The organism is Cognatishimia sp. F0-27 (assembly GCF_020667845.1).
GTDB lineage: Bacteria > Pseudomonadota > Alphaproteobacteria > Rhodobacterales > Rhodobacteraceae > JAFMPQ01.
In genome coordinates this window covers 148,102-169,941 of record NZ_JAFMPQ010000001.1, presented here as the reverse complement: position 1 = coordinate 169,941, position 21,840 = coordinate 148,102, and the positions used below count along the sequence as shown (strand labels likewise).

Below are 21,840 nucleotides of genomic sequence, written 5' to 3'. Positions count from 1 at the left end.
GCCAGTCTGCGTTTACCTTGGCGTGACGGAGGCGATCGCGCGGTATCATGTTGAGACGCTTGTTTTTCACGGGCTGGCTTGCCCTTGCGCCGATGGTGGCGCTGGCGGAGACGATCACGGTGTTTGCCGCGGCGTCGCTGGGCGATGCCCTGTCCGAGGTGGCGGAGGCGTTCGAGGCCGAAACCGGGCATGACGTGGTGGTCTCTGCCGCGGGTTCGTCGGTGCTTGCGCGCCAGATCCAGCAGGGGGCGCCGGCGGATCTTTTCATTTCGGCCAATCCCGACTGGGTGGATGTGCTGCAGGATGCGGGCGACAGCGTTGCCGGCACGCGGGTTGCGCTTCTGGGCAACCGTCTGGTGCTGATCGGACCGGTGACGGACGCCGCGCCGGTGGCACTGACGCCAGCCTATGACCTGCCGGCCCGGCTTGCGGACGGGCGGCTTGCGATGGCCTTGATGCAGGCGGTGCCCGCGGGGATCTACGGGGCCGAGGCGCTGGCGCATCTGGGATGGCTCGACGCGCTGCGGCCGCGCATCGCACAGGTGGACAATGTGCGCGCCGCGCTTGCTCTGGTTGCGCTGGGCGAGGCCCGGTTCGGGATCACATACGCGACGGATGCCCGGGCGGAGCCCCGGGTGTCGGTGGTTGGCCTGTTTCCGCCCGAAAGCCACGCGCCGATCACCTATCCCATGGTGTTGATCCGCGAGACTCCGCAGGCGCGCGCGTTGCACCGCTTTCTTCAGACGCCGTCGGCGGCGGCGGTCTTTGCGGCGCACGGCTTTGCCGTGCTTGCGCGGTAGGCGGGGCGTGGGCATGGCAGGCTGGCTTGGCGAACAGGAATGGATGGCGGTGGCGCTGTCGCTCCGGGTGGCGTTCTGGGCCACGCTTCTGAGCCTGCCGGTGGGGCTTGCCACCGCCTACGTGCTTGCGCGCAAGAGCTTTCCGGGCAAGCAGATCGTGAACGGGCTGGTTCACTTGCCGCTGATCCTGCCGCCGGTGGTGACGGGGTATCTGCTGCTGCTGACCTTCGGGACCAAGGGGCCCATCGGCGGCGCGCTGGAGCAGGTCGGCATCGTGTTGGCGTTTCGCTGGACGGGGGCGGCGCTGGCGGCGGCGGTCATGGCCTTTCCGCTCATGGTGCGCGCCATGCGGCTGTCGCTCGAAGCGGTCGATCCCAAGCTCGAGGAGGCTGCCGCCACGCTTGGGGCGTCGCGGTTCTGGGTGTTCGTGACCGTGACCTTGCCGCTTGTCCTGCCCGGTATTCTGGCCGGGGCGGTGCTTGCCTTCGCAAAGGCGATGGGGGAATTCGGCGCGACGATCACGTTTGTTTCCAATATTCCCGGTCAGACTCAGACCTTGCCCTCGGCGGTCTATGCCTTTCTGCAGGTGCCGGGAGGGGAGAGTGCCGCGATGCGGCTGGTGATTGTCTCCATCGTCATCGCCATGTCCGCGCTGATCCTGTCGGAATGGCTGGCGCGGCGGTTGGCAAGACGGGCGGGTGGCGCATGACGCTTTCGGTTTCCCTGCGCCACCGTCTGGGTGGATTCCTGCTCGATTCAGAGCTCATGGCGCCTGGGGGCGTCACAGGGCTTTTGGGCCGCTCGGGATCGGGCAGGACCACCCGTGCCAAGGCGGTCGCGGGGCTGATCCACCGGAGCCCTGCACCAAGTGCAGCGCACAAGCGGCGTCCATTCGAGAGGGCTGCGATGCGGCTGGTGAGTGTCTCCATCGTCATCGCCATGTCCGCGCTGATCCTGTTGGAATGGCTGGCACGGCGGTTGGCCAGACGGGGGGGTGGCGCATGACGCTTTCGGTCTCCCTGCGCCACCGTCTGGGTGAATTCCTGCTCGATGCGCGCTTCGAGGCGCCTGAGGGCGTCACCGTGCTCTTCGGGCGCTCGGGATCAGGCAAGACCACCATTGCCAACGCGGTCGCGGGGCTGATCCGCCCGGACCACGCCCGGATCGCGGTGAACGACCGGGTTCTTTGCGACAGCGAAGCGGGGGCGTGGTTGCCGCCATCGCGGCGGCGGCTGGGCTACATCTTTCAGGAGGGGCGGCTCTTTCCGCATCTCACGGTGCGGCAGAACCTGCGCTATGGGGCATGGTTCGCGCCGCGGGGCGTGCGGCGTGAAAACCTCGCGCGCGTGGTCGAGCTCCTCGGGATTGGCGGGCTGCTCGACCGGCGCCCCGTCGCCCTGTCGGGTGGCGAAAAGCAACGGGTGGCAATCGGGCGCGCGCTTCTCTCCGCGCCGGACCTGCTTATTGCCGATGAGCCGCTCGCAGCGCTGGACGAGGCCCGCAAGGCAGAGATCCTGCCCTATTTCGAGCGGTTGCGCGACGAGGTGTCGGTCCCGATCCTCTATGTGAGCCATGCGCCGACGGAGGTGGCCCGGCTTGCGACCACGGTGGTGGTCTTGCAGGATGGCAAGACGGTGCGACAGGGCAGTGCGGCCGACATCTTTGGCGACCCGCAGCTGCGCCCGACCGGGGTGCGGGCGGTGGGCGCCGTGCTTGAAGCGCAGGTGGTTGCGCATCACGATGACGGCCTGACGGAACTGGATGCCGGTGGCGCGTCGCTGCTGCTGCCGCGCGTGCCGCAGGCGGTGGGCCAGTCCCTGCGCATCCGGATCCCCGGGCAGGATGTGATCCTGTCGCGCAGCGCGCCGGAAGGGCTTTCCGCGCTGAACAGCTTGCGCGGAACGATCACAGGCATTCGCGCCGGAGACGGGCCGGGGGCGGTGGTTTCGATCGAGACGGCGGCGGGCACGGTGCTGGCGCGCGTCACGCGGCGGTCCGCGCAGGCGCTGGACCTTGGCGTTGGGGTTGAATGCTATGCGATCATCAAGACCCTGGCCATCGCGCCCGAGGATATCGGTGGGCCCCTGCCACATGTCTGAGGCTTGAAGGCGGGCGTGACCCCGCTAGCTCGCCCCCACATGACACGTGCATTATTGATCGGCGACAGCGGCGGCATCGGTTCCGCCCTCCATGCAGCGCTCGACGCGAAGGGCTTTGACATCACGGGGCTGTCGCGCGCGCGCGACGGGTTCGATGTGACGGATGAAACCGCGGTGCAGGATGGGCTTGCGGCGCTTGACGGTCCGTTCGACCTCATGGTCGTGGCGACCGGGGCGCTCGAGATCGACGGGGCCGAGCCGGAAAAGACGCTCAAGGCGCTGGAGCCAAGGGCTTTCCTTGATCAGATGGCGCTGAACGCGCTTGGGCCGGCGCTGGTGCTCAAGCATGGGCTGCGTCTTTTGCCCCGGCGCGACAGGGCCGTCTTCGCGGCACTTTCCGCGCGGGTCGGCAGCATTGGCGACAACCGGCTTGGCGGCTGGTATTCCTATCGCGCTGCGAAATCGGCGCTCAATCAGGTGATGCACGGCGCGGCGGTGGAGCTGGGCCGGTCGCACAAGGCGCTCTGCGTGGCCTGTCTGCATCCCGGCACGGTGGCGACGCCGTTCACGCGGAAATATCTCGACCGTCACCCCTCCGTGCCGCCGCAAGAGGCCGCCGCCAACCTTGTCTCGGTGCTTGAACGGCTTGGCCCGGAGCATTCGGGCGGGTTTTATGATTATGCCTTTCGGGAGATCCCGTGGTGAGCCGGCTTGTCCTGATCCTCGGGGACCAGCTGTCGCCCGACATCGCAGCGCTGAAACAGGCCGACAAGGCGCGCGACGTGGTGGTGATGGCGGAGGTCTCGGACGAGGCGTCTTACGTGCAGCATCACCCCAAGAAAATCGCGCTCATCTTTGCCGCGATGCGCAAATTCGCCGCGCGGCTGCGCGAAGACGGGTGGGACCTGCGCTATACCGAGCTGGATGACACACAGAATGCCGGGTCCATCGTCGGGGAATTGCTGCGCCGTGCGGAGGAGACCGGGGCTTCCGAGGTGATTGCCACGGAGCCGGGGGAGTGGCGGCTGATCGAGGCGCTGAACGACGCGCCGTTGACGGTGACCCAGCATGAGGACGACCGGTTCCTTGCGTCACACGCAATGTTCGAGGGCTGGGCCAAGGGGCGCAAGGCGCTGCGGATGGAGTATTTCTACCGCGAAATGCGCCGCAAGACCGGGCTGTTGATGGAGGGCGATCAACCTGCGGGCGGGCAGTGGAATTTCGACCACGACAATCGCAAACCCGCACCCGACAGCGTCACCCATTCCGGGCCGATGCAGTTCACGCCCGATGCTGAGACCGAAGCGGTGCTCGACCTGGTCGAGGCGCGGTTTGGCAACAGTTTTGGCGTCTTGCGCCCGTTCGATTATGCGGTCGAGCCGGGGCAGGCCAAGCGTGCGCTGAGCCATTTCATCAAATACGCGCTGCCCAAATTCGGCGACTTTCAGGACGCGATGCTGGATGACAACAGGTTTCTCTACCATTCGGTGATCTCGCCTTACATCCATATCGGGCTGCTCGATCCGCTGGAGGTCTGCCGGGCTGCGGAAGAGGCATGGAAAGACGGCGATGCCCCGATCAATGCTGTCGAAGGGTTTATCCGTCAGATCATCGGCTGGCGCGAATATATCCGCGGGATCTATTTCCACGAGGGGGCGGAGTATACCCGGCGCAACGGTCTGAACCATCAGCGCAAGCTGCCGGGTTTTTTCTGGGATGCCGAGACGGATATGCGCTGCGTGGCGCGCACGGTGGAGCAGACGCGCGACGAGGCCTATGCGCATCACATCCAGCGGTTGATGGTGACGGGCAACTTTGCGCTTCTGGCGGGGATCAACCCGGCGGAGGTGCATGAATGGTATCTGCGCGTCTATCTGGACGCGTTTGAATGGGTCGAGGCGCCCAACGTGATCGGCATGAGCCAGTTTGCCGATGGCGGCGTGATCGCGTCGAAGCCCTATGTCAGTTCCGGCAATTACATCAACAAGATGGCGGATTACTGCAAGTCCTGCCGATACAAGGTGAAGGACAAGACGGGCGAGGATGCCTGCCCGTTCAACCTGCTGTACTGGCATTTCATGGAGCGGCACCGCGAGCGGTTCGAGAACAACCCGCGCATGGCGCAGATGTACCGGACATTTGACCGTATGGATGCAGAGCGCCGGGAGACCGTGCTGCGCGAGGCGGAGGCGTTTCTTGACCGGATGAGCAAGGGAGAGCGGGTCTGACCGGACCGCTTGTACGTGGGATGCGAGGGAGGGCATGGCCGGTGCGAGGCGCGCCTGGTCGGGCGCGATGAGCGGGCGTTGGGCGTCTGGTCGGGTGCGACGAGCGGGCGTTGGGCGTCTGGTCGGGTGCGACGAGCGGGCGTTGGGCGTCTGGTCGGGTGCGACGAGCGGGCGTTGGGCGTCTGGTCGGGCGCGACGAGCGGGCGTTGGGCGGGTGGTCGGGCGCGATGAGCGGGCGTTGGGCGTCTGGTCGGGTGCGACGAGCGGGCGTTGGGCGTCTGGTCGGGCGCGACGAGCGGGCGTTGGGCGTCTGGTCGGGCGCGACGAGCGGGCGTTGGGCGGGTGGTCGGGCGCGATGAGCGCGGTGAGAGTGGGCTTATTGCGTAGCAACGCCGAAGCGGGCGAGGATCGCATGCAGCCCGTCGATGAAGCGGGCCTCTGACAGGTCGCGCTCTGCGGTGGCTTGTGCGGCGGCCCCGATGCGGCGTCGCAGCCCGGGATCGTCGCACAGCCGGGTGAGCACCCGGCCCAGCTCGTCGGGCTTGTGCATGTCGACCACGAAGCCATCCTCGCCATCGGTCAGTTCCCCGGCGGATCCGCATTCGTCCGACAGGATCGGGACCGCCCCGTAGGCCATGCCCTCGCGCGGCGCCATGCCGTGCAATTCCCGGAAGCTGGGCAGGACACAGGCATCGGCCGCGGCGTAGAACGCCGCCATGTCCTGAAACGGAACGCGATCGACCAACGTGATCCAGGGCTTTTCCGAAAGCGCCTCCACCCGTTCGCCATGCGCGCGCGACGCGGCTTCGCTGGGTTTCGGCGGCGTGCCGATCAGGGTCAGATGCAACCGATCGGTAAGCCCTGCCTTTTCGATGGTTTCAATCAGGAGCGGCTGGTTTTTGCGCGCCGCGCCAAGCTTGGCCACGCAGAGCAGGTTGAGCTTTCCCTCGACGCGCGGGGCGGGCGTCTCCACCGGAAGCCGCGCCACCGGCAGCGGCAGATAGGTTGCATAGGGATCCCGTGGCCCGTCGCCCCCCGGAACCGGTGTGAAGCGTTGCAGGGGCAGCCCCTTCCAGCGCAGTTCGATCCGGCGCCAGAGCGTCGTGATCTCGGTCAGGGGTTGCTGGTTATACAGCATCATGGGCAGACCGGCGCGGCGGCCCGCACGGGCGACGCGGCGCGAGAGCGCCCATGCGTTGCGGATGAAGATCATGTCCGGGCGGGCGTGGCGGACCGCTGCCTGCACTTCCACCCGACTCGGATAGCGCCCCATCACCTGCGGCGTCACGAGGCTGTGGTCCTCGCCTTTCGCGGCCTCGTTGACCATGATGGTCACATCATGGCCGGCCGCCTGCATGGCGCGCGTCGCGACCCACATGTTGGTGTGGTAGCGCGGAAGAACAAACAGAAGCCGTGCCACAGGCTTACTCTGTCGCGGGGGCGTTGGCGGGGGGCTCTTCCTCGGTGGTCGCCGCGGGCGCGATCTGCGACGCCCCGTTGCGCGACAGGGCGCCGTTGATCCAGTCGCCCGACGCCTGGTCCCCGGAGGCATAGCGCATGGTGCCCTGTCCCTGCCGCTTGCCATTGGCAAAGGCCCCCTCGTAGACATCGCCATTGGCGTAGGTGGCCACGCCCTGCCCGTTGATTTCCCCGCGTTCCCACTCGCCCACATAGCGGAACCCGCCGGGCATGGCGATTTCGCCCTGCCCGTGGCGCTGGCCATCGCGGAACTGGCCGACATAGACGGTACCGTCGGGATAGACCGCGCGCCCGCGGCCATGGCGCTGCCCGTCGCGCCATTCACCCTCGTAGCGATAGCCGTCGGGGTAGGTCATGATGCCCTGACCGTTGTTGCGCGCGTTGGAAAACTCGCCTTCGTAGACCAAGCCATTGGCGTAGCGTGCGATACCGCGGCCTTCGATCACCCCGTCGACCCAGGTGCCTTCATAGGTCGATCCGTCGGGATAGGTGATCCGGCCGGTGCCATTGGCCAGCTCGCTTTGAAACGCGCCTTCGTAGACCGACCCGTCGGGATAGGTGACCCGGCCCTGGCCCTCGATCTGGCCGCTGATCCAGTTGCCGTCATAGCGATAGCCATCGGCCCCGATAAACGTGCCCTGTCCGTGGCGCTGGTCGTTGTTGAAGTCACCCTCGTAGGTGTCGCCATTGGCGTAGGTGACCTTGCCGCGCCCTTCGCGGCGACCGTCCACCAGCTCGCCTTCGTAGATGTCGCCATTGGGCTGGGTGAGCTTCCCGGCGCCGTCGATCTGGCCATCGCGCCATGTGCCTTCATAGATCAGCCCGTCAGGCATGGTGAGCTTGCCGGACCCGTCGCGATCCCCATCGGCAACGCGGCCTTCATAGAGCGAGCCGTCCGGATAGGTGATGGTGGCGTTGCCTTCCTTGATCCCGTTCACCCATTGCCCGTCATAGACATACCCGCCCGGAGAGGTCATCACGCCGCGGCCATGGTGCAGCGCGTTGCGGAACGCCCCTTCGTAGCGCACGCCATTGGCATAGGTGGCGATCCCCTGGCCGGTGATCTTGCCGTCGAGCCATGTGCCCTCATAGGTGCCGCCATCCGCAAAGACGATTCGGCCCACGCCTTCGGGCTTGCCCTTGGCGAACTGGCCTTCGTAGACCGACCCGTTGGGGAAGCGCGCGACCCCGTCGCCCTTGATCTCGCCCTCGACCCAGTCGCCGGTATATTCGTAGCCATTGGGCAGCCGGTAGGTGCCGGTGCCGTGCTGCAGCCCGTCCCGGAACGTGCCCTCGTAGACGCCGCCATCGTCATATTGCTTGGTGAGAACCTCACCGTCGCTTTGGGAAAGGCCGGGCGTGGCGGCGATGGCCAGCGCGATGGCAAGAGAAAGGCCTGCGGATTTCATGCTCTGGGTGCCTGACGTGAAACGTTCATTTCGGGTGCGGGAAGGGTAAAGGACGGGCCGAGCCGGGGCAATCCCCCCAAAGCGCCGGTGGCAGGGCCTCGCGCGCCTTGCGGGGGGCCTGCCGCCGGCGGCACGATGAAAGGCCAGGCGGGCCGGGTACGGGCCGGGTGCGCCGCGGCGTCAGGCGCGATGTTTGGAACGGCATGGATCCGTCCGGGAGGGGACAGTCGCAAAAGGCCCGTGACCTCGCGTGCCGAAGATGCCCCTGGGGCGGCCGCATGTTTGGGTGCGGCGGCACATCGCGGTGCCAAGGGGCCGGCGGGACAGGGGGCATTGGGACTGGGCCAATGGGACTGGGCCGATGGGTTGGGGGCTGATGGGGCAGGGGTCGATGGAACAGGCCACCGGCGCCAAGTACGCAGGGGCAAAGGGGGCCAGCCCCCTTTGGATCCCCCGGGATATTTCCGGCCCAAAGAAACAAGGGCTGCGGCACCCCCGACGCGGCGGCGCGCACTTGCCTGTGCGGGGCGATCCGGCCCGCGCGCGGCGCTGCGCCGGAGGGGCTTGGGGCCGGTGCGGCTTTCCTCTGGCGCGCGATCTGCTATGTCCACGCCAAGGCGATCCCCAAGGAGACAGGACCGATGTCCGATCGATTCCGCATCACGCTGGCGCAGCTCAACCCCGTGGTGGGTGATCTTGCCGGCAATGCCGCCAAGGCCCGCGAGGCCTGGGAGGCAGGCCGCGCCGCCGGGGCCGACCTCGTGGCGTTCCCGGAAATGTTCATCACCGGCTACAACGCGCAGGATCTTGTGGCCAAGCCGGCGTTCCACACGGCTGCGATCCGGATGATCGAGGCGCTGGCGCAGGATTGTGCCGACGGGCCGGCGCTGGCGATTGGCGGGCCATGGGTCGAGGGCACCGAGCTTTTCAACGCCTATCACATCTGCCGGGGCGGCACGGTCACGAGCCGCGTGCTCAAGCATCATCTGCCCAACGAGACCGTTTTCGACGAGGTGCGCATCTTTGACAGCGGTCCCATCGCGGGCCCTTACGTGGTTGGCGATACCCGCATCGGCTCGCCCATCTGCGAGGATGCGTGGCATCCGGACGTGGCCGAAACCCTCGAAGAGACCGGCGCGGAGTTCCTGCTCGTGCCCAACGGCTCGCCCTATTACCGGGGCAAGTTCGAGACCCGGCTGAACCACATGGTTGCCCGGGTGGTCGAGACCGGCTTGCCTCTGATCTATCTCAACATGGTTGGTGGCCAGGACGACCAGGTGTTCGATGGCGGATCCTTTGCCTTGAACCCGGGCGGCCGGATGGCGGTGCAGCTTCCGGTTTTTGACGGCACGATCAGCCATGTGGACCTGCGGCGCGGCGATGGGGGCTGGCGTGTCGAGGACGGGGCGTTTCACGAGCATCCCGATGCGTGGGAGCAGGATTACCGCACGATGGTGACCGCGCTGCGCGACTATTGTGGCAAGACCGGGTTTGGCAAGGTGCTGCTTGGGCTGTCGGGAGGGGTTGATTCGGCGCTTGTTGCGGCCATCGCGGTGGATGCGTTGGGCGCGCAGAATGTGCGCTGCGTGATGCTGCCGTCGGAATACACCTCGTCGCATTCGCTGGAGGATGCGGAGGCCTGCGCCAAGGCTTTGGGGGTTCGCTATGACACGGTGCCCATCGGGCATGCGCGCGCCGCGATCACCGACACGCTGGAGCCGCTGTTTGCCGGCACCGAAGAGGGCCTCACCGAGGAGAACATCCAGTCGCGGCTGCGCGGGCTGCTGCTCATGGCACTGAGCAACAAGTTCGGGGAGATGCTGCTGACCACGGGCAACAAGTCCGAGGTCGCCGTCGGGTATGCCACGATCTATGGCGACATGGCGGGCGGCTACAACCCGATCAAGGATCTGTACAAGACGCGGGTTTTCGAGACCTGCCGCTGGCGCAATGCCAACCACCGGCCGGAGTGGATGAAGGGGCCGGAGGGGGAGGTCATTCCGGAGCGGATCGTGACCAAGCCGCCTTCGGCGGAGCTGCGCGCGGATCAGAAGGACAGCGATTCTCTGCCCGATTACCCGGTGCTGGACGGCATCCTCGATATCCTTGTGGATCGGGACGGCTCGATCGAGGATTGCGTGGCGGCGGGGTTTGAGCGCGCGGATGCGAAACAGGTGGAACGGCTGCTGTATCTGTCGGAATACAAGCGGTTCCAGTCGGCCCCCGGCGCGCGGCTCACCAAGCGCGCCTTCTGGCTCGACCGGCGTTACCCGATTGTGAACCGGTGGCGCGACGACACTTGAGGGTTCGGCGCCGCTGACGTGGGTCCACTTGGGGATGCTCCGAGGTTTGAAGATGCTCTCGGGCTTGAGGGCGTGAAGTCGCTCGAGAGCTTGGCGCGGCTTGAGGGCGTGGCTTGCGGAGGTTGCGCCGCTTGAGGGCGGGAAGTCGAGTGCGGGCGCGGGTCCGCTTGGGGATGCTCTGAGGTTTGAGGGCGTGGCGTGCCTGAGGTCATTGCGCGGCTTGAGGACGTCGCATGGCTTACGGACGTTGCGCCGCTTGCGGACGTGGCGTGGCTTGAGAGCGTGGCGACACGAGGGAGCCTTCTGGCATTGACGGCGCGGTGATGGAGATCAGCGGCGCAGCACGCGGCCGTCGGTGATCAGCAGGCCAGCCGCGATGATGGCAAAGCCGATCCATGCTTCCGGTGTGAGCTGTTCGCCCAGAAACAGCGCGCCGAGGGCAATGGCGCAGGGCGGGATCAGCAGGGTGACAAGCATCAGGTTGGCCGAGCCCGCGCGCGGCAGGATCGCGAAGTAGAGCTGATAGGCAAGCGCGGTCGATACCACCGCGAGGGCCAGCACTGCCGCCCATACGGAACCGGGCAGGGGGCCTTGGGGCACGCCCTCTGTCAGGAGCACGATGGGGAGCATGATCACGGTGCTGGTGCTCAGCATGCCAAATGCGTTCATCAGGGGCGGCTGATCGCCGAGATGCCTTCGCGCCCAGGCGCTGGCGAGCGCATAGCTGAGCGCGGCGCCGAGGATCGCGACCTGGCCGAGGCTGGCGCTGCCTACGCCGCGCAGGGCATCCGGCCCGATGATCACGGCGACGCCGAGCAGACCGAGCACCGCGCCGCCGAGCTTGTGGGCGGTGAACCGTTCATCGACAAAGACCAGCGCCGCCACCACCACGCCGAAAAGGGCGGTTGTGCCGTTGAGGATGGCGGCGAGCCCGCTGCTGATCTGGGTCTGCCCCCAGAAGATCAGCGAAAAGGGGATGGCGTTGTTGAGCACTCCCATCACCGCATAGGTGCGCCAGATCGCCCATCCGCGGGCCATCCGCAGGTTGTGCAGACGCAGCGCGACCAGCAGGACCGGCAGGGCAAGGCTTGTACGCAACAGGACGAGGGTGAAGGGCGGGAGGGCGCGGAGCGCGATTTCCGCCAGAAAGAAGGAGCCGCCCCAGACGAGGGCGAGCAAGAAGAGCAACCCGGTGGTTGCGGCGTCGAGGCGGATCGGGGGCGTGTGCATGAGGCGACCCTACCGCCGTGGCGGGGCGCCGCAATCCGGATGATGCGCATTGGGTCTCGTGGGGCGGTGCGAGGCGACGTGGTCCGGTGTCAGGCGGATGCGGGGCCGTGCGGCCGGTGGCGATGGATGCGACGGGACCTTGCGGGTCAGACCCGTGTCGGGTCGTGCGGTTTCAGGCCCGCGGGTGGTGGAGCGCGGGGCGGGGTTTTGCGCGGTGGGGTTTGAGCTTCGGGGCCCCCGGCCGCGGGGTGCGTGCAGCCTCTGGGTGGTGGTGGCGGTCTATCGCCCGGAGCCACGGGCGTTCGGAGCCGTGGGAGCGGTCCGCGGTGCGACCGGTGTGGGCGCGCGGCTTGGGTGCGCCGGAAGCCTTGGGAAGGCAGCGGCTGTCCATCGTCCCGCAGCGGGGCGCCTGTGGGGGCGGTGCGAAACCGGGGGGTGGGGGCCGCAGGGGGCGCGTTGCCCGCAGTTTGGGACGGCGACTGTTCGCAAGCGTCCGCGGCTATGCGCGCGAGGGGGAAGCCGGTGCCGGCACCCCGGCGCGCAAGCGGTCGCCGTGTCAAGGAAGGGAACACGCTGGGGGTTTCACACCCCCAGACCCCCGTGGGATATTTCTGGCCCAAAGAAACACGGGCGCGGTTGGCCGGGGGGGCGGATGGCTCATGGGGCCGGTGGCGCATGGGCCGGGTCCCGCGCCACAAGCTCCACCGTGTTGCCATCCGGGTCGCGCGTGAAAATGCCGCGCCAGCCGATCCAGTCGAATTCCTGCACCGAGAACGGGATCCCCCTGGCCCGATACCAGTCCATGACGGCGTCCTGCTCCGCGTAGGGCAGGCTGAGCGCAAGGTGATGCAGGGAGGATGGCGCGCCTGTGACCGGGGGTGTTTTGGATCGAAAAAGCGCCAGCACGCAGGTATGCCCCGCCACGCCGTTGTGGAGATGAAAGAAATGGATCCCGTCCCGGTGCCCGTTTTCCACCGTCTCCAGCCCGATCACGTCGCGGTAAAAGCGCACCATGGCGTCAAAGTCGCGACATCGGATCGCGATCTCGCCCAGGCCTTGAACGGTGAAGCTGCGGGTCATTGTGGCTCCTCCTTGCTCGGGCAGGTCCGGGCGGTTGGCGGCGGTCCGGTCCCGTCCGGCCCGGTGGGCGGCTTGTCGCGCCGTGCTCAGGCGCGCTCCACCAGCACGGATCCGACGGAGTAGCCGGCACCGAAGGAGCAAATCACGCCCTTGTCGCCGGGCGAAAGGTCGCCGGAATGTTTGGAGAAGGCAATGATGGAGCCAGCCGAGGAGGTGTTTGCGTAGTCTTGCAGGATATTGGGTTGTTCGGACGGGGCGGGCACGCGGCCGAGCACCTTGCGGCCGATGAAATCGTTCATCGTCTTGTTGGCCTGGTGCAGCCAGAGGCGTTTGAGGTCCTGCGCCTGCCACCCGGCGGCGGCCATGTGATCGAGGATGTGGGCCGAGACCATGGGCAGCACTTCTTTAAAGACCTTGCGCCCGTTCTGCATGAACTGCATGTCCCGGCGGTCCTCCATCTGGTCGCGCGTGCGGCGCAGAAAGCCATTGTTGTTGCGGATGTTGTTGGAGAACGCTGTTGCGCAGCGCGTGCCGTGGATCGTGAAATGGGCGCCGTTTGCCTCTTCGTCCCGTTCGATCAGCACGGCCGTCGCCACGTCGCCGAAGATGAAGTGGCAGTCGCGGTCACGCCATTCGAGATGTCCCGAGCAGATTTCGGGGCTGACCACCAAGGCGCGCCGCACGGAGCCGGACCGGATCATGTCGGCGGCGGCCTGGATCCCGAAGGTGGCCGAAGAGCAGGCCACGTTCATGTCGAAGGCAAGCCCCTGCGCGTTCAAAAGCGCCTGGATCTCGATGGCGATCGCGGGATAGGCGCGTTCATGGTTGGAAGCGGCACAGATCACGAGGTCGACATCCGCGCCGCTGCGTCCGGCCATGCGCAGCGCGCTGTTGCACGCGTCAAGCGCCATTTCCGCCATGATGCCCGGCTCTTCGTCGCGCCGCGCCCGCAGTTTCGGGAACATCCGCGCGGGGTCGAGCACGCCGGTCTTGTCCATCACGTGGCGCTGTTCGATCCCCGAAGCGTTGGTGATGAATGCGGCGGAAGACGGCTGCATCGGTTCGACAGCGCCGTCGGCGATGGCCTCGGCATGCTCGGCATTCCAGCGGTCGGCATAGGCATTGAACGCGACCACCAGTTCGTCATTGGTGATGACGGCGGATGGGGTGAAGACACCGTGACCGGTAATGGCCGGCTGAAACATCGCAGAACTCCGAACAGAATGGGAATACCAAGCCTCAAGCTCTGAGAGAGGTCAAGCGCGACGGAAGGGAACCTGGGCCTGCGTCCGGGGGACCGTGGCTTGGTCGGCGCCGTGTCGAGGGCCGTCTGTTCCCGGTTATCCCGCCGGTTTCCGGCGGTGGGTCTGGAGGTCAGCCTGAGGAGACGGCGCACCAACCGGGACGGGGGCGTAGCCGGGCGCGGGAAGCGCGGTCGGGGGGCGCGTTGCGGGTTGGACCGGGGGCAGGGCGGAGCGCGCCGGGCGGGACACGGGGGGCTGGCCCCGCCGGGCAGCGATCCGGGCGTTCGACGCGCGCGGCATCTGCGGGCCGGCCCGGAACCCGAAGGATCGGAGATCAGGCCGTGACCGGACTCGGAAGCGCATCACCGGACGCGAAGGCGCGCACATTCTCCACCGCCAAAAGCCCCATCGCCGTGCGCACCTCGAGCGCTGCGGTGCCGAGATGCGGCAGGAGGGTGACCGTTTCGAGCGCGCGCAGCCGGGCGGGCACGGCGGGTTCGAACTCATACACATCAAGCCCCGCACCGCCGATTGCACGCGCTTCGAGCGCATCGATCAGAGCATTTTCGTCGACCACATCGCCACGGGAAATGTTGATGAAATGCGCATGGGCCGGCATGGCGTCGAACACGGGCTTGTCGATCAGGTGATGGGTGTCGGCGCCGCCGGGGACAGCCGCGACAAGTATGTCCACGTTTGCGGCGAGCGCCTCTGCAGTGGCGTATCGGGTGGCTGGATAGGGCAGGGTCTTTTCCGACCGCGAGGCGTAGGACACAGACATGCCGAAACCGAAATGGCAGCGATGCGCAATGGCCTGTCCGATCCGGCCCATGCCGACGACACCCAGTCGTTTGCCCGTGACATGCAAACCGAGCATCTGTGTCGGGTGCCATCCCTCCCACGCTCCGGCGCGCACGAGACGCTCGCCTTCGGCGGCGCGCCGCGCGGACATCAGGATCAGCGTCAGGGCGATGTCGGCGGTGGCGTCGGTGACAGCGCCCGGCGTGTTGGTGACCGCTATGCCATGCGCGGCTGCCGCTGCCACGTCGATATGGTTGTATCCGACACCGAAATTGGCAAGCAGCTTGCAGCGCGGCTCTGGCACGGCGGAAAAGATCTCCGCGCGATACAGGTCGCCGAGTGTCGGGATGATCGCGTCGTATTCGGCAAGCGACGCGCGCAGTTCCGCATCGTCAAGTGGCGCCGTCTCTGCGCGGGTCGTGACCTCGGCAAAGGCTTCGGCGGCGGAAACAACGGCGTGGGGCAAAGGGCGGGCAATCAGCAATTTCATGGGGCGACCCCTTTAAGCGTGAACGGGATATGTGTCTTGAAGCGTCGATGACCGGCTGCGGTGATCCTGTTGTCAGCAGAGACGGCCGCCATCCGGCACCGGACCGTCCGGCGTGACCAGAACAACCGCATCGTCCGCGTCATGGATGCCCAGGACGAGCACTTCGGACCGCACCGGGCCAATCTGCCGTGGAGGGAAGTTGACGACGCCGAGCACGCGTTTGCCGGCAAGCGTTTCGGGCGCGTAGTGATCGGTGATCTGGGCGGAGCTTTTGCGGATGCCGATCTTGGGCCCGAAATCGATCCAGAGCTTGATGGCGGGCTTGCGCGCCTCCGGAAAGGGCTCCGCGCGGGTGATGGTTCCCACGCGGATGTCGACGGCGAGGAAATCCGCAAAGGTGATCTCGTCGGAACGCTCAGCCATTGGCCAGATCCCGTGAGCGATCCGCGGCGGCGGCGACGGTATCGCGCATCAGCGGCGGCAGACCCGACTCCGTGTTCATCAACACGGACAACCCGGCCTGCGTTGTGCCGTTTGGAGAGGTCACATTGATGCGCAACTGCTCCGGTGTTTCGGTGGACTTCATGGCGAGCGCGCCCGCGCCCGCGACCGTGGCCTTGGCCAATTCCATGGCAAGGGCCGGGCTGAGTCCTTGCGCTTCGCCGGCCGCCGCAAGGCATTCGATCATGTGGAACACATAGGCCGGGCCCGACCCGGAAACACCCGTTACCGCGTCGATCTGCGCCTCCGTGTCGAGCCGAACAACGGCGCCGATGGCGGAAAGCAGCGTTTCCGTCATGTCGAGATGATGGGCGGTTGCATGCGCGTTGCCGATCATTGCCGTGATCCCCTGGCCGATGGCGGCGGGCGTGTTGGGCATGGCACGGATGATCGGCGCCTCTGCGCCCAGCGTGCGGGACAGGGTGTCAAGCGTTGTTCCGGCTGCAACGGACACAAAGAGCGTTTGGCCATTGCCAAAGCCGCGCAAGCTGGGCAACGCTTCGGTCATCATCTGCGGTTTCACGGCAATCAGGACAACCGCCGGGTCCAGCGGCATGTCGGCGTTGAGATGTGTGTGCTGGTTCTTGACCCAGTCCGAGGGGTTGGGATCGATCACCCAGACCGAAGAGGCCGGCAGCCCGTCCGAGAGCCAGCCTTCGAGCATCGCAGACCCCATCTTGCCGCATCCGAGCAGAACCAGACCGCGATGAGCAAGTTCGGAGATTTTCATGACACGCTCCTTTTGGATTGTTTCGGGCGGGCGTTTGGCCCTGTCGCGGCGACGTTAGAGCGCAATCCGAAAAGTGGGAACCGGTTTTCGGCTGCAATTGCGCGGCACGCCCGAGCGCAATCCGAAAAGTGGGAACCGGTTTTCGGCTGCAATTGCGCGGCACGCCCGAGCGCAATCCGAAAAGTGGGAACCGGTTTTCGGCCCCAATTGCGCGGCACGCCCGAGCGCAATCCGAAAAGTGGGAACCGGTTTTCGGCCCCAATTGCGCGGCACGCCCGAGCGCAATCCGAAAAGTGGGGACCGGTTTTCGGCCCCAATTGCGCGGCACACCCGAGCGCAATCCGCGAAAACGCTTCCCCCTCTTCCGATGCGCCCCGAAGATCAGTCCTAGCCGTCCAAACTCCCCGGGCTCTCAAACCGGTTTGTCCGCCCAGGGGCCAAGGCACTGCGCGATCCTCGGATGTCCGCAGCCCGGTCTGACGACAAAGCCACTTGCCGGGGGCGCCAATAGGCCACCCAATGCCCAAAGAAGAGCGGTGACCCGTTTCTTTGGGCTGAAAATATCCCGGGGGTTTGGGGGCAGCGCCCCCATCCCTTAACAATGGCTCTTTTGACAAAGCGTGATTAAGACAGGTCCCGCCAGACCAGTCCGTCGCGGATGGCGCGCAAAGAGACCCGCGTCAGGCCCGGCCATAAGCCTCGGCAATGGCCACTTTCAGCGCTTCTCGGGCGGAGCGATCGGTCCAGGACATGAGCTGAAACGCCGGGTAGTAGCGCTCTGCGGTCAGGACCGCGTTCTCGATCATCACGTCGATCTGGTCAGCGGTGGCGATATTGCCGCCCGACAGCAACAGCCCGTATTTGTAAACCATGAGCTTCTGCGCTTCCCAGTAGCTGAACGCGCCGGTCCAGCACTGGTCATTGACGAGGTTCAACCCTTCATTGAGGGTCGCCATGCGATCGTCCGGCGGTTCCATCTCGAATGTACAGATCATGCGCAGGGTCTCGTCATAACCGGACCAGGCAAGCGTGATCGAATAGGTGCGCCACTGCCCCTCGACGGCCATGGCGATCTGGTCATCGGCGACGCGGTCGAACTCCCAGTCATTATGCTCGGCGATGTGTTCGACAATGTCGATGGGATGCAGATCTTCGGTGTGAAATTGCTCGGACAGGGCCATGCCGCCACCTCGTTTTTATAGGCTCATCAGGGCTGTCTACCCCCCAGAGCTTGGCTTTTGCTCAAGGACATGCGGGCGTTCCGCGAGCCCTTACCACATATGGTGCCTGTAGCGGCGACTCTCTGTAAAGCGATATTTTCGTGCATGACCCATTAAGTTGTGGATGAATGCGCTGGACGCCCAGAATGTGGAGTCGGATCGTCCATTTGCGGCCACATCGGGCTGGCGGCTTTCTCACGCGGGGCGTTGCTTGCCGCGCCCGGGGGCGGTATCGCTGGTCTGAAACGTCCGAAACGGCCCGTCAGGGGCGGTGAGGGTGTGTGTCTCGGGGAGGAAAGAGCGATGGGCAAGCCCTGTATTATCTGCGTGGCGATCACCGGGTCGGTGCCGACCAAGGCCGACAACCCGGCGGTGCCGATCACCGTGGCCGAGCAGGTGGAAAGCACGCAGGCGGCCTTCGAGGCCGGCGCGTCGATCTGCCATGCCCATGTGCGCAATGACGATGGCAGCACCACGTCCGATCCGGAGCGGTTCGGCCAATTGGTGGAGGGGCTGCGCAAGCATTGCCCGGGCATGATCATTCAGCTGTCGACAGGCGGTCGGTCGGGCGCGGGACAGGCGCGCGGCGGCATGCTGCCGCTGCGGCCCGAGATGGCGTCCCTGTCGGTCGGCTCCAACAATTTCCCGACCCGCGTGTATGAAAACCCGCCTGATCTGGTCGATTGGCTTGCGTCCGAAATGCGGACCCATGACATCAAGCCGGAGATCGAGGCGTTCGACCTCTCTCACATTTTCAAGGCCGCCGAGATGAATCGCGACGGGCGGATTCCGGGGCGGATCTACGTGCAGTTTGTCATGGGGGTCAAAAACGCCATGCCCTGCGACAAGACCGTGTTCGACTTCTACGTGGAGACGACAAAACGGTTGATGCCGGATGCGGATTGGTGCGCTGCGGGGATCGGGCGGCACCAGCTGGAGGTCAATGAATGGGCCATTGCCGCAGGCGGCCATACGCGCACCGGGCTGGAGGACAACATCCGTCTCAACAAGGCGGAACTGGCCCCGTCCAATGCCGCGCTTGTAGCGCGGACCGTCGCGCTGTGTGAGCAATATGAACGCCCGGTGGCCAGCGCCGCGCAAGCGCGGGAGATTCTCGGTTTGCGGGCGGCCTGACAGGCGCGGAGGCGCTTTGCGGCTCCGATCCAGAACCGGAAGGCGCGTGTATCGCCCTCGCTTGGCGCGGGACGCGCGCGGTCCGCGGTCTGCGGATCTGATCCGTTCGGAATGACCAGAAGCGGCGGCGCAGACCGGCGTCTGACGCGCCGAGGGGACATTGAGCGGGCGGTATGGCCTGTGTTTGACGGCGCAGACCGGCGTCTGACGCGCCGCGGGGACATTGAGCGGGCGGTATGGCCTGTGTTTGACGGTGTAGACCGGCGTCTGACGCGCCGCGGGGGCATTGAGCGGACGGTATGGCCTGTGTCTGACGGCGCAAGCCGGCGTCTGACGCGCCGCGGGGACATTGAGCGGGCGGTATGGCCTGTGTTTGACGGTGTGGACCGGCGTCTGACGCGCCGCGGGGGCATTGAGCGGGCGGTATGGCGTGTGTCTGACGGCGCAGACCGGCGTTTGACGCGCCGCGGGGACGATGAGCGGGCGGTATGGCCTGTGTCTGGCGGCGCAGACCCGCGTCTGAAGCGCCGCGGGGGCGTGGCTCAGGCGATGGGCGCGGCAGGGTCGCAGACGGAGAGCACGCCCGGTGCAGCGTCCGGCGGGACCACGCGGAAGCGGCGCTCGGCAAAGATCGTGCCACCCGCGCGGAACTGGAAAACCCACTCTCCCGTGACAAGCTCATGCGGCAGCTCGAAACTGAACAGGTTGAGCGCGGGCGTATCCGGGTCGAGCCATGCATCCCAGCGTTGCACCGTCACGCCGGAGGGGTGGAACACCGGATGACGGACCACGACACGCGCGTCGATCGGCGCCGCATCTTCCGGCAGAACGATACGCACGCCAAAACTGAGACCCATCTCCGCCGGGACCACATCCGTCAAGACATCGAAGGTGCGATCTTGCGGCACGAGGTTGATCAACCCGCTTTCCGTGTCAGGCGCGGCTTCGCGACCCTCCGGGATCAGGCTGCAGATGACGCCATGTTCGATCAGCATCTCTGCTGCCTCGGCCGGCGCCTCCGGTCGCGGCGCCGGCAATTCCACCTGTGCGGCTACCAGTGCCGGCATCACGATCAGCGCTGCAGAGAGAAAACGGGTCCACATGGCACGGGATATAAAAAAGGCCCCAGCGCCACACAAGGCGAAGGGGCCCGATCTTCTCGATTTGGCGCGGATCAGCCGATGGCGCAGGCTTTCACGTCGTCGTCGATATGCGGCACATATTGCGCAAAATTGTCGGCAAACATCTGAACCAGCTTTTCGGCTTGCGCGTCATAGGCCGCCTTGTCTTCCCAGGTCTTGCGCGGGTCCAGCAGGAGATCCGGGACACCGGCAACCGACACAGGAACTTCAAAGCCAAAGTTCGGATCCTTGCGGAACTCGGCTTCGGCGAGCGAGCCATTGAGCGCGGCGGTGAGCAGGTTGCGGGTCGCCTTGATCGGCATACGCTGACCCGTGCCATAGGCCCCACCGGTCCAGCCGGTGTTCACAAGCCAGCAGGTGGCACCATGCTTGGCGATCTTGTCGCGCAGCAGGTTGCCATAGACCTCGGGCCGGCGTGGCATGAACGGTGCGCCGAAGCAGGTCGAGAATGTCGGCTCCGGCTCAGTCACACCGCGCTCCGTTCCGGCAACCTTCGAGGTGAAACCGGAGAGGAAATGATACATGGCCTGCGCCGGTGTCAGCCGTGAAATCGGGGGCAGGACACCGAAGGCATCGCAGGTCAGCATGATGATGTTCTTGGGATGACCGCCAAGCGCCGTCTTGGACGCGTTCGAAATATAGTGCAGCGGGTAGGCGCAGCGCATGTTCGCGGTCAGGCTGTCATCCTCGAAATCGAGCTCATAGGTCTCCTTGTCGTAGACCATGTTCTCGATCACGGTGCCGAACTTCTCGGTCGTGGCATAGATCTCGGGCTCGGCTTCTGCGGAAAGACTGATGGTCTTGGCGTAGCAGCCGCCTTCGAAGTTGAACGTGCCGCGGTCGGACCAGCCATGTTCGTCATCGCCGATCAGCGTGCGGTCAGGGTCGGCGGACAGCGTGGTCTTGCCGGTGCCGGAAAGGCCAAAGAACACCGCGGTGTCGACCGGGTTGCCCGTGGCATGGTTGGCCGAGCAGTGCATCGGCATGATGCCCTTCTCTGGCAGCATGTAATTGAGCAGGGTGAAGACGGATTTCTTGTTCTCGCCCGCGTATTCCGTGCCACCGATCAGGATCAGCTTGCGGTCGAAATTCATGGCGATCACGGTTTCCGAGCGGCAGTTGTGCTTTTCCGGATCTGCCTGAAAGGACGGGCAATTGATGACCGTGAAATCGGCCGTGTAGGTGTCGAGGTCTTCGCGGTCAGGGCGGCGCATCATGTGGCGGATGAAGAGGTTGTGCCAAGCCAGCTCCGAAACGAACCGCACGTCGATGGCATTTGCCGGATCGGCGCCGCCGGTCAGGTCCTGCACGAAATACTCGCGGCCCTTCATATGCTCGATCATGTCGTTGTAGAGCGCGTCAAAACCCTCTTCCGACATGGCGGCATTGTTTTCCCACCAGATGGTGTTGGCCACGCTCTCGGTCTTGACGATGTGCTTGTCCTTGGGGGAGCGGCCGGTGAATTTGCCGGTTTCCACCAGGAAGGCGCCGCCCTTGCCGAGGGCACCCTCACCGCGTTTGAGCGCGGCTTCGATCAGCGCGGGCTCCATGAGGTTGTAATAGACATCGCCCAGACCTTCGATCCCTTGATCCTCAAGTCTGAATTGCGGGTTGACCCGTCCGATTGCCATACGCTCTGCTCCCGTCGCGTTTCGATGCAAGAAAGTTGCGCCCGGATGGGCGCCCACGAACGGGTATTTAACATGAGGCTTCCGCCGGGGAACAGGACGGAAACGCACAGTTAGCGCAACCGGCGGCGCAACCATCTGATGTTTAGCGATAGCATGAGCGATGCAAACGGGTCACGACTGCGTCTTTTTAGTCATTCCTTTGCCAAATCGCGCTCCAATAACCCTCGATTGAAGGCCTGATTCGCAGTTTGAGATTGTTGCAATCGGCGATTTCTCGCATAGTGGCGAAAAAATTCAGGCAACCAGAGCAGTATAAGGA

General features: G+C 65.6%; 20 protein-coding genes. 9 read left to right on the top strand and 11 right to left on the bottom strand.

Features of this window, described 5'->3' with window-relative positions; translation table 11 throughout:
- Positions 1-47 precede the first annotated feature (47 nt).
- Genes modA through J1C49_RS00815 form a run of 6 tightly spaced genes read left to right on the top strand, consistent with a single transcriptional unit; the run spans position 48 to position 5,127 of the window.
- On the top strand, positions 48-800 hold the full coding sequence (modA, locus tag J1C49_RS00840; RefSeq protein WP_227443862.1) for a molybdate ABC transporter substrate-binding protein: 753 nt from the start codon (positions 48-50) through the stop codon (positions 798-800).
- Positions 801-813: 13 nt separating this feature from the next.
- On the top strand, positions 814-1,509 hold the full coding sequence (gene modB / locus J1C49_RS00835) for a molybdate ABC transporter permease subunit (RefSeq protein ID WP_227443861.1): 696 nt from the start codon (positions 814-816) through the stop codon (positions 1,507-1,509).
- A complete protein-coding gene (locus tag J1C49_RS00830) occupies positions 1,506-1,805 on the top strand; it encodes a hypothetical protein (protein WP_227443859.1) in 300 nt (99 codons plus the stop codon). The genes modB and J1C49_RS00830 overlap by 4 nt, the downstream gene beginning before the upstream one ends.
- Positions 1,802-2,899 (top strand): molybdenum ABC transporter ATP-binding protein, encoded by a 1,098-nt coding sequence (modC, locus tag J1C49_RS00825; RefSeq protein WP_227443858.1) that lies wholly within the window; start codon positions 1,802-1,804, stop codon positions 2,897-2,899. The genes J1C49_RS00830 and modC overlap by 4 nt, the downstream gene beginning before the upstream one ends.
- Positions 2,900-2,938: 39 nt before the next feature.
- Complete coding sequence (locus tag J1C49_RS00820; RefSeq protein WP_227443856.1) at positions 2,939-3,604, top strand: SDR family NAD(P)-dependent oxidoreductase; 666 nt, start codon at positions 2,939-2,941, stop codon at positions 3,602-3,604.
- On the top strand, positions 3,598-5,127 hold the full coding sequence (locus tag J1C49_RS00815; RefSeq protein ID WP_370639355.1) for a cryptochrome/photolyase family protein: 1,530 nt from the start codon (positions 3,598-3,600) through the stop codon (positions 5,125-5,127). Before J1C49_RS00820 ends, J1C49_RS00815 begins: the two co-directional genes overlap by 7 nt.
- A 376-nt stretch (positions 5,128-5,503) precedes the next feature.
- Here the strand turns inward: J1C49_RS00815 and J1C49_RS00810 are convergent, their stop codons facing one another.
- Positions 5,504-6,547 carry a glycosyltransferase family 4 protein gene (locus J1C49_RS00810; RefSeq protein WP_227443854.1) on the bottom strand — a complete coding sequence of 348 codons (1,044 nt, stop codon included), beginning with the start codon at positions 6,545-6,547 and terminating at the stop codon, positions 5,504-5,506.
- 4 nt (positions 6,548-6,551) lie between these two features.
- Positions 6,552-8,015 (bottom strand): MORN repeat-containing protein, encoded by a 1,464-nt coding sequence (locus tag J1C49_RS00805; protein WP_227443853.1) that lies wholly within the window; start codon positions 8,013-8,015, stop codon positions 6,552-6,554.
- 641 nt (positions 8,016-8,656) lie between these two features.
- On the opposite strand from J1C49_RS00805, the gene J1C49_RS00800 reads away from it, so the two are divergent.
- Both J1C49_RS00800 and J1C49_RS21640 read left to right on the top strand, forming a co-directional pair.
- A complete protein-coding gene (locus tag J1C49_RS00800) occupies positions 8,657-10,318 on the top strand; it encodes an NAD+ synthase (RefSeq protein WP_227443852.1) in 1,662 nt (553 codons plus the stop codon).
- 198 nt (positions 10,319-10,516) lie between these two features.
- Positions 10,517-10,642: a hypothetical protein gene (locus J1C49_RS21640; protein ID WP_255670541.1), complete on the top strand. Its 126-nt coding sequence runs from the start codon at positions 10,517-10,519 to the stop codon at positions 10,640-10,642.
- Positions 10,643-10,648: 6 nt separating this feature from the next.
- Here J1C49_RS21640 and J1C49_RS00795 read toward each other — a convergent pair whose 3' ends face one another.
- The 7 genes from J1C49_RS00795 to J1C49_RS00765 all read right to left on the bottom strand — a co-directional run bounded on the left by J1C49_RS00795 (position 10,649) and on the right by J1C49_RS00765 (position 17,575).
- Positions 10,649-11,548, bottom strand: a complete 900-nt coding sequence (locus J1C49_RS00795; RefSeq protein ID WP_227443851.1) for a DMT family transporter — start codon at positions 11,546-11,548, stop codon at positions 10,649-10,651.
- A gap of 657 nt (positions 11,549-12,205) precedes the next feature.
- Positions 12,206-12,628, bottom strand: coding sequence for a VOC family protein (locus J1C49_RS00790; protein ID WP_227443850.1), 423 nt, complete (start codon positions 12,626-12,628; stop codon positions 12,206-12,208).
- Between the two features lie 86 nt (positions 12,629-12,714).
- On the bottom strand, positions 12,715-13,833 hold the full coding sequence (locus J1C49_RS00785) for a beta-ketoacyl-ACP synthase III (RefSeq protein WP_227443849.1): 1,119 nt from the start codon (positions 13,831-13,833) through the stop codon (positions 12,715-12,717).
- A gap of 373 nt (positions 13,834-14,206) precedes the next feature.
- Positions 14,207-15,163, bottom strand: a complete 957-nt coding sequence (locus J1C49_RS00780) for a D-glycerate dehydrogenase (protein WP_227443848.1) — start codon at positions 15,161-15,163, stop codon at positions 14,207-14,209.
- 72 nt (positions 15,164-15,235) lie between these two features.
- The gene (locus tag J1C49_RS00775; RefSeq protein WP_227443847.1) at positions 15,236-15,586 is read right to left on the bottom strand and encodes a tRNA-binding protein; all 351 of its coding nucleotides are present in this window, start codon (positions 15,584-15,586) and stop codon (positions 15,236-15,238) included.
- Entirely contained in the window at positions 15,579-16,394 is an 816-nt protein-coding gene (gene proC, locus J1C49_RS00770) for a pyrroline-5-carboxylate reductase (RefSeq protein WP_227443846.1), read from the bottom strand. The genes J1C49_RS00775 and proC overlap by 8 nt, the downstream gene beginning before the upstream one ends.
- Before the next feature lie 680 nt (positions 16,395-17,074).
- Entirely contained in the window at positions 17,075-17,575 is a 501-nt protein-coding gene (locus J1C49_RS00765; RefSeq protein WP_227443845.1) for a YbjN domain-containing protein, read from the bottom strand.
- Positions 17,576-17,917: 342 nt separating this feature from the next.
- Between J1C49_RS00765 and J1C49_RS00760 the strand changes: the two genes are divergently transcribed.
- On the top strand, positions 17,918-18,748 hold the full coding sequence (locus J1C49_RS00760) for a 3-keto-5-aminohexanoate cleavage protein (RefSeq protein WP_227443844.1): 831 nt from the start codon (positions 17,918-17,920) through the stop codon (positions 18,746-18,748).
- A 542-nt stretch (positions 18,749-19,290) separates the two neighbouring features.
- On the opposite strand, the gene J1C49_RS00755 is transcribed toward J1C49_RS00760, so the two are convergent.
- Positions 19,291-19,851, bottom strand: a complete 561-nt coding sequence (locus J1C49_RS00755; RefSeq protein WP_227443843.1) for a DUF3859 domain-containing protein — start codon at positions 19,849-19,851, stop codon at positions 19,291-19,293.
- A gap of 71 nt (positions 19,852-19,922) precedes the next feature.
- Positions 19,923-21,521, bottom strand: coding sequence for a phosphoenolpyruvate carboxykinase (locus J1C49_RS00750; RefSeq protein ID WP_227443842.1), 1,599 nt, complete (start codon positions 21,519-21,521; stop codon positions 19,923-19,925).
- Positions 21,522-21,840 lie beyond the last annotated feature (319 nt).

What these genes read in the sequence shown, in the direction of transcription:
- J1C49_RS00800 (WP_227443852.1), top strand. Translation starts at nt 8,657, where the DNA reads ATGTCCGATCGATTCCGCATCACGCTGGCGCAGCTCAACCCCGTGGTG.
- proC (WP_227443846.1), bottom strand. Translation starts at nt 16,394, where the DNA reads ATGAAAATCTCCGAACTTGCTCATCGCGGTCTGGTTCTGCTCGGATGC.
- J1C49_RS00750 (WP_227443842.1), bottom strand. Translation starts at nt 21,521, where the DNA reads ATGGCAATCGGACGGGTCAACCCGCAATTCAGACTTGAGGATCAAGGG.
- J1C49_RS00820 (WP_227443856.1), top strand. Translation starts at nt 2,939, where the DNA reads ATGACACGTGCATTATTGATCGGCGACAGCGGCGGCATCGGTTCCGCC.
- modB (WP_227443861.1), top strand. Translation starts at nt 814, where the DNA reads ATGGCAGGCTGGCTTGGCGAACAGGAATGGATGGCGGTGGCGCTGTCG.
- modA (WP_227443862.1), top strand. Translation starts at nt 48, where the DNA reads ATGTTGAGACGCTTGTTTTTCACGGGCTGGCTTGCCCTTGCGCCGATG.
- J1C49_RS00760 (WP_227443844.1), top strand. Translation starts at nt 17,918, where the DNA reads ATGGGCAAGCCCTGTATTATCTGCGTGGCGATCACCGGGTCGGTGCCG.
- J1C49_RS00780 (WP_227443848.1), bottom strand. Translation starts at nt 15,163, where the DNA reads ATGAAATTGCTGATTGCCCGCCCTTTGCCCCACGCCGTTGTTTCCGCC.
- J1C49_RS00755 (WP_227443843.1), bottom strand. Translation starts at nt 19,851, where the DNA reads ATGTGGACCCGTTTTCTCTCTGCAGCGCTGATCGTGATGCCGGCACTG.
- J1C49_RS00775 (WP_227443847.1), bottom strand. Translation starts at nt 15,586, where the DNA reads ATGGCTGAGCGTTCCGACGAGATCACCTTTGCGGATTTCCTCGCCGTC.
- J1C49_RS00795 (WP_227443851.1), bottom strand. Translation starts at nt 11,548, where the DNA reads ATGCACACGCCCCCGATCCGCCTCGACGCCGCAACCACCGGGTTGCTC.
- J1C49_RS00765 (WP_227443845.1), bottom strand. Translation starts at nt 17,575, where the DNA reads ATGGCCCTGTCCGAGCAATTTCACACCGAAGATCTGCATCCCATCGAC.
- J1C49_RS00805 (WP_227443853.1), bottom strand. Translation starts at nt 8,015, where the DNA reads ATGAAATCCGCAGGCCTTTCTCTTGCCATCGCGCTGGCCATCGCCGCC.
- J1C49_RS00790 (WP_227443850.1), bottom strand. Translation starts at nt 12,628, where the DNA reads ATGACCCGCAGCTTCACCGTTCAAGGCCTGGGCGAGATCGCGATCCGA.
- modC (WP_227443858.1), top strand. Translation starts at nt 1,802, where the DNA reads ATGACGCTTTCGGTCTCCCTGCGCCACCGTCTGGGTGAATTCCTGCTC.
- J1C49_RS00785 (WP_227443849.1), bottom strand. Translation starts at nt 13,833, where the DNA reads ATGTTTCAGCCGGCCATTACCGGTCACGGTGTCTTCACCCCATCCGCC.
- J1C49_RS00830 (WP_227443859.1), top strand. Translation starts at nt 1,506, where the DNA reads ATGACGCTTTCGGTTTCCCTGCGCCACCGTCTGGGTGGATTCCTGCTC.